This window comes from Arthrobacter sp. 9E16, from assembly GCF_002929435.1.
Classification (GTDB): Bacteria; Actinomycetota; Actinomycetes; order Actinomycetales; family Micrococcaceae; genus Arthrobacter_B; species Arthrobacter_B sunyaminii.
Genome location: NZ_PJIU01000006.1, coordinates 1,271 through 14,961, shown reverse-complemented (window position 1 = coordinate 14,961; position 13,691 = coordinate 1,271). Strand labels below are relative to the sequence as shown.

At 59.1% G+C, this 13,691-nt stretch carries 14 protein-coding genes; 9 read left to right on the top strand and 5 right to left on the bottom strand.

Features of this window, described 5'->3' with window-relative positions:
• Nucleotides 1-99 precede the first annotated feature (99 nt).
• Nucleotides 100-441: a helix-turn-helix transcriptional regulator gene (locus CXR00_RS18800; RefSeq protein WP_219816048.1), complete on the top strand. Its 342-nt coding sequence runs from the start codon at nucleotides 100-102 to the stop codon at nucleotides 439-441.
• Between the two features lie 27 nt (nucleotides 442-468).
• Here the strand turns inward: CXR00_RS18800 and CXR00_RS17490 are convergent, their stop codons facing one another.
• The 3 genes from CXR00_RS17490 to CXR00_RS17485 all read right to left on the bottom strand — a co-directional run bounded on the left by CXR00_RS17490 (nucleotide 469) and on the right by CXR00_RS17485 (nucleotide 3,181).
• Nucleotides 469-1,446 carry a replication protein RepA gene (locus CXR00_RS17490; RefSeq protein WP_104056266.1) on the bottom strand — a complete coding sequence of 326 codons (978 nt, stop codon included), beginning with the start codon at nucleotides 1,444-1,446 and terminating at the stop codon, nucleotides 469-471.
• A gap of 542 nt (nucleotides 1,447-1,988) precedes the next feature.
• Nucleotides 1,989-2,141, bottom strand: coding sequence for a hypothetical protein (locus tag CXR00_RS18385; protein WP_181032614.1), 153 nt, complete (start codon nucleotides 2,139-2,141; stop codon nucleotides 1,989-1,991).
• A gap of 248 nt (nucleotides 2,142-2,389) precedes the next feature.
• Nucleotides 2,390-3,181 carry a ParA family protein gene (locus tag CXR00_RS17485; protein ID WP_104056264.1) on the bottom strand — a complete coding sequence of 264 codons (792 nt, stop codon included), beginning with the start codon at nucleotides 3,179-3,181 and terminating at the stop codon, nucleotides 2,390-2,392.
• 293 nt (nucleotides 3,182-3,474) lie between these two features.
• On the opposite strand from CXR00_RS17485, the gene CXR00_RS17480 reads away from it, so the two are divergent.
• The 3 genes from CXR00_RS17480 to CXR00_RS17470 are packed head-to-tail and all read left to right on the top strand — an operon-like array spanning nucleotide 3,475 to nucleotide 6,420.
• The gene (locus tag CXR00_RS17480; RefSeq protein WP_181032613.1) at nucleotides 3,475-5,271 is read left to right on the top strand and encodes a hypothetical protein; all 1,797 of its coding nucleotides are present in this window, start codon (nucleotides 3,475-3,477) and stop codon (nucleotides 5,269-5,271) included.
• A 4-nt stretch (nucleotides 5,272-5,275) separates the two neighbouring features.
• Nucleotides 5,276-6,079: a hypothetical protein gene (locus CXR00_RS18140; RefSeq protein WP_146068538.1), complete on the top strand. Its 804-nt coding sequence runs from the start codon at nucleotides 5,276-5,278 to the stop codon at nucleotides 6,077-6,079.
• A complete protein-coding gene (locus CXR00_RS17470; protein WP_146068537.1) occupies nucleotides 6,076-6,420 on the top strand; it encodes a hypothetical protein in 345 nt (114 codons plus the stop codon). Before CXR00_RS18140 ends, CXR00_RS17470 begins: the two co-directional genes overlap by 4 nt.
• 2,290 nt (nucleotides 6,421-8,710) lie before the next feature.
• Here CXR00_RS17470 and CXR00_RS17465 read toward each other — a convergent pair.
• Nucleotides 8,711-9,043, bottom strand: coding sequence for a hypothetical protein (locus CXR00_RS17465; RefSeq protein WP_104056258.1), 333 nt, complete (start codon nucleotides 9,041-9,043; stop codon nucleotides 8,711-8,713).
• A gap of 393 nt (nucleotides 9,044-9,436) precedes the next feature.
• Here CXR00_RS17465 and CXR00_RS17460 point away from each other — a divergent pair, with 393 nt between their 5' ends.
• From CXR00_RS17460 to CXR00_RS18135, 5 genes are all read left to right on the top strand, one after another.
• The gene (locus tag CXR00_RS17460) at nucleotides 9,437-10,033 is read left to right on the top strand and encodes a hypothetical protein (protein ID WP_181032612.1); all 597 of its coding nucleotides are present in this window, start codon (nucleotides 9,437-9,439) and stop codon (nucleotides 10,031-10,033) included.
• Between the two features lie 29 nt (nucleotides 10,034-10,062).
• Complete coding sequence (locus tag CXR00_RS17455; RefSeq protein ID WP_104056254.1) at nucleotides 10,063-10,689, top strand: hypothetical protein; 627 nt, start codon at nucleotides 10,063-10,065, stop codon at nucleotides 10,687-10,689.
• Nucleotides 10,682-11,128 (top strand): HD domain-containing protein, encoded by a 447-nt coding sequence (locus CXR00_RS17450; protein ID WP_104056252.1) that lies wholly within the window; start codon nucleotides 10,682-10,684, stop codon nucleotides 11,126-11,128. Before CXR00_RS17455 ends, CXR00_RS17450 begins: the two co-directional genes overlap by 8 nt.
• Nucleotides 11,129-11,205: 77 nt before the next feature.
• Complete coding sequence (locus tag CXR00_RS18690; protein WP_258060591.1) at nucleotides 11,206-11,328, top strand: hypothetical protein; 123 nt, start codon at nucleotides 11,206-11,208, stop codon at nucleotides 11,326-11,328.
• A gap of 163 nt (nucleotides 11,329-11,491) precedes the next feature.
• Nucleotides 11,492-12,268: a helicase associated domain-containing protein gene (locus CXR00_RS18135; protein WP_146068828.1), complete on the top strand. Its 777-nt coding sequence runs from the start codon at nucleotides 11,492-11,494 to the stop codon at nucleotides 12,266-12,268.
• Nucleotides 12,269-12,407: 139 nt separating this feature from the next.
• Here the strand turns inward: CXR00_RS18135 and CXR00_RS17445 are convergent, their stop codons facing one another.
• Nucleotides 12,408-12,665, bottom strand: coding sequence for a hypothetical protein (locus tag CXR00_RS17445; RefSeq protein WP_104056250.1), 258 nt, complete (start codon nucleotides 12,663-12,665; stop codon nucleotides 12,408-12,410).
• Nucleotides 12,666-13,691 lie beyond the last annotated feature (1,026 nt).

The following is a 13,691-nucleotide window of genomic DNA, read 5'->3' as shown; positions in this document are numbered from 1 at the left end:
TCACAAGCGGATCCCTGGGGATGATCAGGTGGGGACAAGACACTCCGGTACCTAGGTAGCTTCGAGTGTTCAGGTGTCTGGATGGGTCAAACTTAGATAGTGCCCCGCCTAGTTCAAGCCAAGAATCCGCTGCCCGAAGATGCCGCCCAAGCCGTCTCGATCCTGGGGTTGAACCCGTTGCGGGCCGAAGTGCTGCGCCACCTTTTCCTGCACCCGGAAGGATCCAGCAGCGGAGAGATAGGCGAGGCTGTCGGCACTGGACACCGAACCGTTCACAATCATCTGATTCAGCTTGAAGAACAGGGCATTGTTGCCACCCATGACGGCAAGGGTCGCCGGCTCGGTCAACGAGTTCTGTACGTCGTGAACCCCGATGCTTTTGACCAGGCGGTTGCGGCTCTCCTAGCGCACATAAAAGGAACCGCTGCGGGAGAGTCATAAACTCCCGCAGCGGCCCCGTTCGGTTGCCTAGTTTTCCTCCAGGGCTTCCTTGATTGGTTTGCTCGGTATGTGCTGCTTGGACCGGTAGAGAATCAGGTAGTCCTGAGTCACTTTGTAGTTCGCCTCGGGATAGAACTTGGCCACCTCGGCAAGGTTCTTAATGAATGCCGCTTTGAAATCCCTGTCACGCTCATACTGGGCACCAAACTGGGCGTTGAGCTGCTGCCAGGTGATCCGCACCGGAGCTTTCACGGAAAACAGCCGGTAGACCAGAAACAGATATATGTCCGTCTGGAGCGGGCTTGTCTTGAAAGTTTTGAGGGCCTGAGTGAGTACTGGAAATGACTGCCCTTTGATCTGTTCAAAAAAGGACGCCGACAGGGTGATGGTGGAGCCCCACAGGGGCTGTTGGCCATCAGTGTCCGCCCGGGTAAACAGCACGTCGGAAGAATCCACCAGGAAGAAGTTTTTACCCTGGAGCCGACGCACTGGCCCGCCGTCGCGCTCCTGCTCGGTGTTGCTTTTGAGTCTGACTCCGGCACCGAAAAGCCTGTTCATCTGATCCATGACGGCCGCGCGTTGCTTGCCTCCTGAGGACAGCCCTATTTCCTTGACGAAGGCATCTAGGCTGCTGGCCACGTCCAGAACCGGGCTGTCTGTAATCCGTGCCTGAGTGCTCATCCAGATCATCAGCAGTCGGGGGATGCTGCCGTAAGGGTAGCGGGCTACTCCGTCCACCACATCTGGCACTATCTGGATGCTGTAATCACCGTTCACACGCTCCCAGGCAGGCACGTTTCCAGGATCTTTGTACGGCATGGACAGGATGGCCATGAACCAGGGAACGAGTGCCTTGGGCTGGCTCTGGACGGAACGTTTTTCCAGTTCAGCGGCGGCGGTGGTGATGGCTGCTTGTCGCCTGGTGATCAGAGGCTTGCGCTTAGACCCGGGGCTGTCGGCAGAGGACTTTTGGGCCTCAGCCAGCCCGCTGGCGGTATTATTCATTGGTGATGCTCCATCCCAATCATGTGAGTATCCACGCCCCCAGGAGTTCGCGCTCCGTGGGGGTTCTTTTTATTTACCTGCAACCTCGGACAATACCCGATGCCTCACTGCTGTGCACGTCACATGCCCCGGCGAGGCGCGACTAAAGTACGGGGTTTAAGCCTGTGGATAACTGGGTTTGAGTCCGTACTTTAGTCGCGGAAGTCCGTACTTTAGTCGCGGAAGTCCGTACTTTAGTCGCGCCCCTCAATCCGATTAGGGGCCTGCATCCCAGTAGTGGCGCGGATTTTCGGCTGATTCACCACAGTCCCCTGTAACTCTCCTGTAACCACCTTTAACACCTGGTCACCTTAAGGTGACCAGTTACCAGGGGAAGCGTTCGTAAAACTCATCTCGCTGGGCTTCAAGGATTTACTGATCACCCAGGCAACTCAGCAGATGATCACCTGGGCAACTCATCTCTGTGCCTGCTGCCACTGTCCATTGCACTCACCTGGCTGTGGTCCAGAACTTCAAACACAGATCCATGAGTTGGGTTTTGCTTAGAACGGTTTTGAGTCGTTGTACTTCGCTTCAAGCTGCTTGGTGTAGGCCATCACTGCCTCGTTGACGTAGGCGGTCCAGGAACTCAGCCCGGTGTGAATGATCGTCGTAGTGTGCGCTCTCTTAGCCCTGATCTGATCGGTGGGTTTCATGTAGAAACCGACCTTCTTTGCTTCATCATCTTTTGGACTCCCGCCAACAGGCTTAGCGGTAGCCTGTGGGGCTGCCTCAGGGGCTTCCGGGGTCTCAGTGGCCACATTGGGCTCTACGCGACTCTCAGGGCTCTCCACTGGCTTTACGGGGGACCGTCCAGCGAGGCTGGAGGGGCGGGCTGCGGGGCGAGGTGTCATTGGGTGAATCTCCGTGATCGTGATGGGGGGGTGCGGGAGGGAATGCCAGGTCAGCTGGTGATGGTTTTCAGGTACTGCACGTAGAGGCGGTGAATCTCGGGTGCCTGGGTATCTGGCCACTCATCGAGCCCGACAGCAGCCTCAGCGGAATCTTTGATAAAGACACGCTTGGGCATCGGCGGTTGCAGCACACGCAGGCCGCGATCCGTGACCTCTTTTTCAATTTCCATACGCCACTGGGCGCCGGAAAGGGTGTTCTTTTCGTACTGGTTGATCACGACACCGGCCACGGTCAGCTCGGGATTGTAGTAGTGAGCAATGTCCTTGATAGTGCCCAGCAGCCGGGCAAGTCCGTTGGAGGACCACTGCGCTGCGTGGGTGATGATCAGGACGTGATCGGCCGCTGTGAAGGCGTTGATAGTCAGCACATCCAGGCTCGGAGCGCAGTCAATGAGGATCAGGTCATAGCCGGCGGGCAGCTGTTCCAGTACCTGCCGGAGTCGGAACTCCCGGCCTACTTTGGCAGCGGCAATCTCGTCGCGTACATCGGCCAACACATCACCCACGGTTGGAACCAGGTTCACCTGGTCCCAGATAGTGCCGATGGTGACCTGTTCAAGCGTCAGAGTCTGATTTGTCCGCTTGGTCAGCGCATCAGCAGCGCCGGCAATATTTTCCGGCAGCCGTTCTTCCGCGAGCGCTGAGGACAGGTTGCCCTGGGGATCCATGTCGATTACCAGGGTCTTTAGGCCCTGGCTGTGGGCGGCGCGGGCCAGGTGGTAGGTGGTGGTGGTTTTACCCACCCCTCCTTTTTGGTTTGCAATGGCGATGGTTGTCGTCACGGTGCTGCCCTCCGTCGTAGTTGTTCTGGCAGTCACAGTACCTCTAATACTTCCAAAAGAGTCAATAGTTCCATTAGAAGTAATCGTGTCGCGTCCAAAAAAACCGCGTGGTTACAGTGATCCACGAGCGTTGGTAATTTTGCTTCCAATGGTTCCAATACTTCCAAAGGGGTCAGTAGAAGCCCTATGAGCAGGGGCCACCCCAAAGAGGCGGCGCGCCGACCAAAGGGTGGTGACGGAACGTCATTACCTGTAGAGTAGTGACGAAGCGACATAACCAAGGAAGGGCGCCCGTGAGTACAAGACCAAGGCCGTACAGCCCCAAGCGCATCGAGACGTTCTACATGGATTTCCAGACCGGGCGCGGGGTCACTGACAGCGGTGCCACCTTCACTTCCCGCGTGAGCCCAGGGCGTAAAAACCCCACGCTGGAGGACAAACTGGAAACCGTTGCCGCGCTCGCCAATCAGACTCAGGAAGCGGCGACGATCATTTTTACCGGCAAGGTGCCCAAGGTCGAGCCCGGCGACTTGGCACCCGGAGAGGACGCAAAAAGCCGTCACTGGCTACTTGTCCGTACCGGAGCCTGGGAATCCGTGGGCCACTGGCTGGGCACTCCCCCCACCGGCCGTTTCGAGCATAGGAACACCCGCAAGTACATAGAGGTACGAACGGCAGCCGAATGGTTCGGATCCGCAGCCTTGACCCCGCCCCAGGCGCGCGAGGCATTTATGGTGCTGGAGCAGATCCTGGCGAACCGCTTCCGCAGCTATCTGCCTGAGGGAATGTCCACCGTCCTGATGAAAACCCCGGCTGCCACGGGAATGAATTTGTGGGCCGCTGCCTTGCCCAAACAGATCGAACTGCTTCCCTGCACAGACGATATTGCTGAGGAACTGCACGCCACGAGCGGACAGCACCACCTGGAGCACACCGTGGCAGGACCGTCGATGGATCGGCACGAGGACGTGTTGCCCCTGGTGGATCCAAACGTGCTGCCCAAACTTGATGGGTTCGCCTACATCGACGGTCGGTTTATGTACGCTTCACTGTGCAACCGGCTCGGTATTGGTCCAGGCATCAGACTCAAACGTTCCGAGGCTGCGGATCTGCTGCTCGAAAAGCCCTATGCGCGGGCACGCTACCGGATCAGGTTTACCGTTCCCCCGGGCTGGCGGAACGTCGGGATCTTCGGAGTGCAGCACCACAACGCCAGGCAGGGCTGGTATTACCCCAACCGGCCCGGAGCAACAGGAGAGACCTGGTGCGACGGGGCAGAGATCTTTGTTGCTCAAAAATTCGGCTGGCTGGTGGACCCGCTGGAGGCTGTTCTGTTCAACGACAAGATGCCGGCTGAACGAAAGCGTTTCCGTGAGGGTGATGCTGTGGCCAGGCGGACCATGACGGAATCAAAGCCCCTGGACACCTGGGCGAAGAAACTTACCGAGGCCCGCCAGATGGTTGCAGAGGATCCTGAGCTTCCCCAAGGACTTAAGACAGCACTCGGTGGCGCGCTGCGGGCCATCCTCATCCAGTCCATCGGTAAGTTTGCTTCTCGCGGCCGCGGTTCAACAAAGGTCACTTATGACCCCAAGGCCATCCCGCCGGAATACGCCGACAGTGTTGTGCGCCAGGGGCAGGCGTACACCTATTTGGTGCCTCAGAAAATGACGGCACAACAACAGCTGTACTACCGCCCCGAGTTCGCCGTGCAGGTATGGGGCCGCGGCCGGGCGAAGGTGCTGCACAACGTCACCAACGGCCAGGAATGCGGTGCACTCACTCTGCCGGCTAACTCCATCCTGGGAATCAACGGTGATGCCGTTTATACCTCCCACCTCCCCCGCTGGTCCCTGCCCACCGACCAGGGAGGCGCCGACGACGGGAAAGCCGGCCGGCTCCGCCTCCAGGGATACCTGCCCGGACCAATCAAAACTCCCGTAACCAGATCCGAACGGGACAAACTCCGCGACCAGGCCAACAAAGCAGGGGTGAACGTCACCCCCGAGCTGCTGATGGATCAAGCCACCTTCGACTTCGAGTTCACCTATCAGAACGACGACGCAGCAGCCTACGCCGAGGAGGAATAATCCAGTGCCAACAGACAACGACAGACTGAGCATCCAGGAGCTGGTGCAGCGCTCCAAAGATGCCTACGGACTCACCTGGGCAGAAATGGGCCAGCAGCTGGGACGATCAGAAAAAATGATCCGCAAACTGGCCAAAGGGGAAGCCGCCGGCGAAAGCTTCCGCCAATCGCTTACCGAACTCTACGAAGACGGTCAGGTAAAACACCTCACACCCCGCCGCCGGCGAAAAGACGGACAGCTGGCACCCGTCCGAGCAAAACGAGGAGCCGACACAAAATCAGTCGCCCCCGTCGATACCAAAGGACTACGAGCACAACCTGTAAAAAGAGGACGGTTCCGCCACGAAGTACAAAACCTCGCAGGCGGAAACAGAATAGCCATTACTGATATGCCCAAAACCTCGCGCTCGCAGGGACGTAAAAAAGGTTGGGAAAGCGTCAGGGATGAGCTGCGCCGTGTCTCCAAATCGCAGGCACGAAAAGATAAGCGGGTGAAAGTTCGGGTTGTTTTGGAAGATGAACACGGAGAGCGCCGGATAGTAAATATTGGTTCCAAATCCGGTTATCACGCCTCCGATGTTCTTACTGACGTTCGTACTGTGCACGGCGGAAATATGGAGAGCTGGGTAGACGATCAATTACAGGGTGCCGGTTCCAAGCCGGGATCCTCAGCGCCGGAATCACTGGCAGGTTTCAAGGTAGTGCAGATGGAACAAACTAGTTTCGACGCATCCCGCACCAAGGTGGAGCGGCAGGAACAGGAAGCCAGCGGACGGCGCCGCTGGGGACGGGCAGGCAGCGGACGATGAGACCTGCCGATAAGCACTCCCCCGGGTTGCGCGCCAAACTGCGCGAAGCCCTGGAATCCACGAACACCGAGGACGAACTGGCAGCACAGATAACAGCCAGCGGAGCCCTGGGAGAGATAGTGGAGCTGGCAACTTACGACGCAGGCCAGACCGCCGAAGCTCTCCAGATTCAACCTGATTCCGTCCGCAAACTCATGCGCCAGTCCGTGATCTTTCCTCGCCCTGCCATCAACGAACGCCGGTACGCCCGCCTCGAAGTTCAGGCATACGCACAGACCCGGCAGAAGAAAAACAAGGGTGCAACGGATCCCCGGAAAGCCGGCAAGCAACGTCCGCAGTAAGTAGCTGGTGGCCGCTGCCAGAAGGTAGTAATACTTCCAATGGAAGTACAGGTTGCAGGGAACGGGGCCGGCCCGCGGGTCGGTCCCGCCCCCCTCTAAATGGTTGGATCCAGAACTGGCACGTCTTGGCCAGCCCGGCGGCCAGGGGGAGCCTCTACGCGACAGCGGCAGAGCCACCCGAGGGGACAAGACAAAATTGCCGGGAGTCGATTCGGCTGCCGGCGGGGATGAGTGAGCGGCAGCAGCACGGAACCTCATGAAAGCCGGCGCCCACTTGCCGGATCCAGCACCCACGGATCGAATACCGGTCGGAACGAAACAAGCTGTTCCGATCAGTTCAGCGTTCCTCCCAAGAGATTGCTCAAAGGGGTAGACCAACCCAGCCCTCCCCTCCCAATTGGACGACACTGCACGGGGCCTGACCGAGGGCAGGCAAGGGCTGGCAAGGATCCCCCGCGGCACCCAAAAGTAAGCTGACCGACCCCGCCCGGCAGCCAAAGAATGAAGCCCCCGGGGGGGCAGATGGGTGCCCCCGGCCCGCCCATTGACCCTCGCAGATGATCGGCAAAGCACCGCTCCACATGACTCCGCAAACGGGTCGCCGGCTAGTGTCGTTAATCAGAATTTAGGACAGTCCAACACAAACCAGGAACAGGCCCAGCTCGGACCACCGCTCCTCCAAGAGGAGGGAGGGTGGATTGAAAAATGCCCCACGCCCAGGGCCTGCCAGGTGCTTCCGAAAGCATCAAAAGCAACGCCGGATCCAATGTCTCCACCGCACCCAGTGGAAGTAACGTACCCAGCAGAAGCATGTACATCGGGGGCTAAAAACCATGTACATAAGGCCAGATCTGGCATGTACATTAAGGGTTTTGGAGGTGTCCGCTCGGGTCCGCTTAGCTCCTCGCTTCGCGAGTTCAGACTACCCCGAGCGTAGCACACCGAGAAAAATCGGGGCCTCATTTTCCGCGTGTCGGCCGACCCTTCCCCAGGAGGCGCAGGCTTGACCCTCTTGGAAGTAAAGCCATCAACACTTCCGCTGACTCCGCCGGCCCCGCCATCCCTATCAGCAGTAGTGGGGACAAGATGAAATGCTGCCAGGGCTGTCTGACCCTGGCTTGGGGGTCCGTGGGAGGAAGCGGGCAGCCGTTGGCGCAGACCAGAGCCCCGGCCTAACCCTGGCAGGAACGCCTGGCCTTCAACCCATCAGGGAACGTCGCACGGTATCCCGGATACCGTCCGAGCTGCACAGCCCAGGGGGGGGCTGAATAGTTCCCCCACAGCTGCCGGCGGCCGTCGAAATAGTGTCTGCACAGGACGGTCTCCCACCCGATGCGCCTGACGCTGGAGAGCCGGCTTAGCTGAGAACTTCAAGCCTTCATCCAGGAGACCCGTAGCAAGGAGACAAGACTCCTGGCTGCCCTGTTTCACCGGTGCCGCCAACACCACTCCCGAGTGGGGGTAGCTCGCAGCAATTTAGGCAGCACTCCCAACCGGCCCGGCAAGCTCCAGAGCATCCACGGAGACCGCTGGCACCTTTCGGCCGCCACCCTGGGCTGCCGGTTGGGAAGCTGTGAATTAGTTACCCCGACAGCCGGCGGCCCAGGACGAAACGACCGGGGGCGAAAGGCAAGGATCTGACTTGTGCGCGGGATGCGAGCACCCTTGTCGCGTGGTGTCGGACCGTGCTCACTGCTGCTGAGTTCCACAACTCATGCACCAAATCGAACAAGGCTTCCAATGGAACTAATAGATCCAATGGAAGTATTTTTGGACCAGGGGGAGCCGGCGACCGAGAGGTTGGAGAACCATTGGTAATGGTCGAGGAGCAGCTGCCGGCGGCCATCCTGATCAAGCCGGCCTGCGCGCCACCGGATCTACAATCCCACTGGCAGTTTGAGGGAGCAGCTATTTCTGCTTTGCCGAGTTGCCAGCATCTTCAGGGGGGACGCTCTCACCAGTCCGCAGCAGCTGGAACAGAGAGCCACCCCGCGTCCTGGTTCGGCGTAGTGACAGGCCCAGGCGAATGTTTCTCACTGGCACAGCAAACCTGTGGCAGAGCAAAACACCGAAGGCCCCCACTGGAATCAGAGGGGGCCTTCAGGCCGCAAGCTCCGGCAGTTGGTGAGAAGGAAAATCGCGAGAAAAACCCATCACTCACTGACGCAGACTTAGCGGGGACGCGGCAGCGACCAAACCGCCACGCCGGCCCAAGAATATCGGATTTCAAGGCGGGGGCAGCCCGGCCGCGGGGTCTGGCACCCAGTACTGGATGTAATGACGCGGAGTGCTAAACCCTGGTGTCCACGAGCATCGAGGCGATTCTTGCACCGGCCCAGGACGAGATGGCCAAGGAAGAAACGTAAATGGCAACGTAAACCAAAAAAATACTAAAGCCGTCTGCTTCTGCCCCGCCGATAACCGGGAAGAGAGTTCCCAGAGCTACTGCTGTGGCGAGGACAGCTACGGCTCGCAATGCCCGAGAGGTGGAATCGAATATCAGGAGGATGCGCGGTGCGTCTTTGGGTATCGGCTCAAATCGCTCCACAGCCAACGCAATCAAAAGGGTAGCGAAAATCTGGGCGTAGACCCCTGCGGAATCTGGGGTGAGCGAAATATTCATGCGCGACAGCCTACTAACAGAAAGGGGAGCCGCTGCAAACACGCGGATTTCAAATATGGCCAACGCTTTGCAATTGCTCTTAATTGTTTCAAAGGGTTAGGAGTCGCCCCCACATGCACCAGGATGAGTATTATTGCGACTTGCCGGATCCCGGACACACGCTCTTGGGAATGTCAGCGAAGATAAGCAAGGGACACTAGGCTTCCCCTCATGTGTCGATCTAAAGCAGACGGGGAACGCCGCTGCGCTAACTCCCGCCGACTGGAGAAACTGAGCGCTGCCGACCTCGCACCCTCCACCAGCGGAGCCCCTAGCCTTGACTGGGCCAACGAAGACCTAAAGCCTCTGTGGACCAAGCACGACAGGGCCGAAGTCTGCACTGCCCTGGAAACCGTGGAAGCAGCCGCAAATCACGACGGGCGCACCTACACAGATATGGGATCCGCTGCTGCTGCCGCTGGCGCACAGCTACACGGAGCTGATTTCCGCATCAAATCTCCGGGATCCCTGGCCCGCAAAATAGGCGCCAAAATGGAAGCGGCCGAAGCTCAGGGAAAACAGGCCAGCCCGGAGGAAACTGCTGCCGGCATCACGGATGTAACCCGATATACGGTCCTATCGGAGGAACACGATCAGATCGTCCCAGCAGCCAGGTCTGCTGTTGCTGATCTGGAGGAACGCGGCTGGCACGTAATTGAAGCTGAACAGTCCTACGTGTCAGGAAACCCTTACAAGGGACTTCACCTGCTGGTGCGTCACGACGACGGACAGGTTGCCGAGCTGCAAATACAGTCCGCCCGCTCTCAGAAGCTCAAAGACCGTGCCCATGAACTCTATGAAATCTCCCGTGACAACAGCCGCCCGCTGTCCGAACGCCGCAAAGCCGTAGAGGAGAACAAAGCCCTCTATGACGACCTACCCGCCCCGGCCGGCCTGGACGAGCTGGATAAGCTAGGTAGTGTGCTTGTCAGCAAAAAGCGATATAGTTAGTTGAAGGCAAGGCGAAAGGAGGCCATCCGGTGATCAAGTTCTTTAGGGTCCATGCCCAGGAGCAAGCCCCCGGGACTGTCGTAGTGGTTGCTGAGGACACAGAAGCGGACTTTCTGCTGCGCTGGGTGCCTAACACTGGACTGTGGCACCGCGCGCCTGAACTCGAAAACGACTTCCTGTTTAGCGATGAGGGCGGCACTTACGAGCCCATCAGCGCAGACGAAGCGGCCGAACTGATCAGTCAGGTGACCCCGTTCGATGAGCGGCGCGCCGTCTCCCAGCGGATCCTGGCCCGTTACCGGGCGCAGCAACCGGCCGAACAGCGCACCAATGCTGAAATGGGTTTATCCCAGGCACAGACCAGAATGAAGCCGATGAGCGCCCCAGGACTGGCCGAGCTGCTGCGGAGGTCTGCCAGGTCGAACCGGTGGCGTACCCTCGCGCGGTATCCCGCCGGAGCCGGCAGCGCCCCGCGTCAACTCGTCAGCGACTGGTCACGCCGACAGCAGCCGCTCGGTCTGGATGGGTTGGAAATGCGAATCACCGGTGACCAGCAGACACCCCTGGTCCAGGCACGCGCTGTCAGGAAAAACAACGTAGGGACACCTCAGAAGGCAGCAACCTCCACAGTAGAAAGCGAGGCCGGCCATGCATGATCTGGTTTCCCAAGCCAAAGAAGTTGCCACCCGGGCGCACCAGGGCCAAGTGGATAAAACCGGCGCCCCGTATATCGGACACCCAGAACGAGTGGCCGGCCACGTCGCCCAGCACGCCGCCGGCGAAGACCTGGAAAAGGCACAGACCGTCGCGTGGCTGCACGACGTTGTAGAGGACACCCAAGTGAGCCTGGGGGATCTGGCCCAGCAGTTCCCTGCCGATGTTGTGGCCGCCGTCGATGCAATGACGAAACGCGCCGATGAGGACCGCGATACCTACTACAGGCGAGTCCGGTCCAACCGCATCGCACGAGTAGTCAAGCAGGCCGATCTGGACGATAACACCGACCCAACTCGTACAGCCCGGCTCGACCCAGCAACACGGCAGAGACTTGCAGCAAAATACGAGCATGCCCGCAGCGTTTTGTCAGACGAATAAAAGCTTGTTCCCTGCCCGCTGAATGCCTGGACTACCCCGCTCTGGAGCCCCGCCAGGCAGAGAAAGGAATCACCTCCATGAATGAAGTCCTCATCTGGCTGGCAATCACCATCCCTTCCGCCATTGCCTACGCAGCCCTCATATTTGCCCTCAGCCCACGCGATAAGGCCACGGGATACCTCATACGACCGTGGCGGTAGAGCGAGGCCACAAGGGCTCGGAGCTGTCTTAGCCTCCTCATAGGTGGAGCCCTCTGCACTAACGAAGTCGTACTTATGCTCTGCGCTGGAGATGGTTCCGGTGATTATCCCCAGCCATCATTTACCGTGGTGAATGCTTGGGCAATTTGATTGGCTGTTGGCTATGTCTCGCTCAGCAACCCTGGAACACGACAATGTTATAGATTTCGTTGCCCCGCAGCATTGGTCCCGTGAAGAGTGGTTTTACATGTGGACTAAGGGGTTGGATCCTCGACGCATCGCCATAGTGTGCAGGGTGCCGTATCGAAAGGTTTACGAACACATCCATGCACGGGTTTCGTACAAGCCCGAGCGCTTCGGACAACGCCTGATGCTTCACGACCATCCGAAGCTGCCACCCGGAGGACTGAAGAAACCGACACCAAAAATCCCGTGGATGGAACGCGCCGGCGAAGTTTCTAGATTCAGGCGTGAGCACGGCAGATTTCCCCGCGGTTATCTCGACGGCGAGCAGCAGCTGTACAGCTTCTTGCAGTATCAGCGGAAGCAATATCGAGCGGGCAAACTTCCCACTGTTAGAAAGTCCTTCCTGGATGAGCACTTACCTGGCTGGCTGACGCCACCGAAGAAAGAACGGGAAGATGCGCTATGGACGCAACGGGTACGGGAGCTGGATGCTTTCCTTAGGCAATACGGCCGGATCCCGCAGTACAAAACGGCTGAATACCCGCTGGAAAAAGTCTTGTCCGTTTGGGTAACTCGCCAGCGGCACTGCAAGCGACTGGGGAACCTTGACCCTGAGCGGGAACAACTAATCCATAAAAGCTTTCCCTGGTTATTGGCTACCATCCATAGCTCAGCGGCAACGGATGGTCAGCGTGGGTTACCTGTCGGTGCGGATAACGATGAGACGCTGACCCTCAGTAAGCAGGGCATCTAGGGCTGCCCGTGCTTCATCGTAGGTGTTTCCCTCAGCACTGATGTGGTCTCGTTGGTTGTCTGCGGTCGAGATGGTGCCAGTTAGTATCACCGGAACATTTTAGGCTCTGGAGCTGGGGATCGTTCCGCTGGGGGCCGGGCTACAACCACGGCAAGTTGGACCAGAACCAGGCGATGAGCGCCGTCCAGTCCTGCGCGAGGACCCATTCCATGAGGGCAATGGTGTCAGCAATGTTTCCGAGGATCACGAAGAACCCAGCGAAGACATAGGCCAGGACCGAGGAGAGTTTGGAACGGCTTTTCCGGGGGGTTTTGGTCTGCATCTTTCGATCCTCTTTCTGCTTGCGGGACTTGTGTGGGACGCCAAGAATGTCGGCGTTCTTACCGGGACGTTTCATGGGCAGTGGGATCCTTGCGTGGAAGATCGGAGGTGTCGGTCGGCCACCGTGCGATGGGTTACATGGCTCCATGCGTAGGCCGGCTGGCGACGGCGGTTGCTGGCAGCGCCGTGTTTCTTCTCCGTCATGGATATAGGTGACCGTTTGGGCCAAAAAGAGGACGAGAGTGACCAATCTCACATATAGTTTTTGCTCCCGCCCGGTTCAGCAGACTTGGTTTCTCTGGTTACCCCGGCGCGGGTTGTCAGGGTAAAGGCCAAAGGGACACCGAGTTTTCAGCAGCCGGGGGACTACTTCCTCTGTGTGCGGACACGTCGCAGGAGTGTCATGGCCTGGTTGGGGGGGTCTGCGCTCGCAAGTGGGTAAGACCGTTATTTCCGGGATTTGTAACGCGGCGGTTTGCGGTGCCCAGCCTGGGGGTACTAGTGGTGCTGGTGGTTCCAGTACGTCTGTTGGTCCTTTTACTTCCGATGGAATCGACCTTTCATTGGTCCTAGAAAACCCCATGAGGCGGGGTGCCCGCAGCAGGACACGGTTTTGTTTTCCCTGGCGTGGGTTGTCAGGTTTTGGGGTGGAGGGACGCGGGGTTTCAGGGGCCGGCGGCGCGCGGCCGGAGATTAGTCTCCGGCCGGCTGCCCTGGGTCGCTGCTGCCTCGCTGTGGACTGATTGGCCGGCTGTCCTGGGGTGTCTGCCCTGGGCCGCATTCCGGTTTGGGCGGGGGCTCGTTGTAAGGGAGTCGGCCAGCGTGGTGGTGGTTGCTCACTGGGGGGTGCTTCGGTTTCCCTGCCTTGGCTGTTCCTGGTGTGTGGGTGTCGTTTCGGCTGGGGGGGGGGTGGCGGTCCACCCCCCCAGTTTTGGCTGGTGCCGGCCAGGGTCGGCCGGCTGCCTCGCGGCTGGGTGTTCCGGGGGCTTTTGTTCCTGGGTTGTCAGGTTTTGGGGTGAAGGGAGGCGGGGTGTTCGCGGGGCGGGCCGGCTGGATCCTGCCCTGGCAGCGTTGCTTTGGGGGGTCGGTGCTCCGACCCCCT